The organism is Novosphingobium indicum (genome assembly GCF_014645195.1).
GTDB lineage: Bacteria > Pseudomonadota > Alphaproteobacteria > Sphingomonadales > Sphingomonadaceae > Novosphingobium > Novosphingobium indicum.
Genome location: NZ_BMLK01000099.1, coordinates 1 through 732, shown reverse-complemented (window position 1 = coordinate 732; position 732 = coordinate 1). Strand labels below are relative to the sequence as shown.

The 732-nt window shown below is 63.0% G+C and carries 1 protein-coding gene; it reads right to left on the bottom strand.

Going from position 1 to position 732, the window contains the following annotated elements:
* Positions 1-162: 162 nt before the first annotated feature.
* Positions 163-732: helix-turn-helix domain-containing protein (locus IEX64_RS24310; RefSeq protein WP_229710740.1), on the bottom strand; the 570-nt coding region annotated here is incomplete at its 5' end.

Here is a 732-nt window from a genome sequence, read left to right as displayed (position 1 = left end):
CCAGCGCGGCGCCTTTGCCTTCTGCGGGACAGATCGCCCCAAAGATCCATGCCGAAGCCCGACGCAGATCACGGGGCGCGACGGGTCTCGTCCCGCGTTTGGCCCAGCGCCGGGTGATCTGCGTCTTTTGCCCGATCCGGGCCTCATCTTGCCACCACAGCTCTATCGGCGTGCCTTTGGGCAGGCGCCTTCGGATTTGCGCCAGCCGGACGGGGAAGGCTTTTTAAAAGCGGCAATATCTTCAGGGCGCTGCCCCTGATGGCGTGGCCGGGCCGAGAGCTTGCGATAGCCCATGGTCCGAAGTTCATGCCCCAGTGCCTGCTTGCTGATCGAGACTTCAAACTCTTCCCATAGCCATTGGACGAGGTCGATGATCCGCCAGCGAACCACACCATGAATAGCAGGAATAGGGCCCGCTTCGATGGTTTCGGCCAGCGCGCGTCGATGGCAGTCGTCGAGGATAGTATCCGGCCCCGGCGCCTTGCGCGTTTCCAGACCATCAGGGCCATGCGCGTTGAAGCGCAGCACCCAATCCCTGATAATCTGCAGCGTGACCCCGCCGACCTTGGCTGCGTCGCTGCGGCTTCCGCCCTCCAGGATCGTCGCAATCGCGAGCAGACGGCGGACTTGGTCCGCATCCTTGGCGCAGCGAGCAAAGGCCCGAACCTGCCCAGAGCTGAAATCATCTCGAAGTCTGACTGCCGCGGCCATCGCAAAACTCCAACCGTTTGC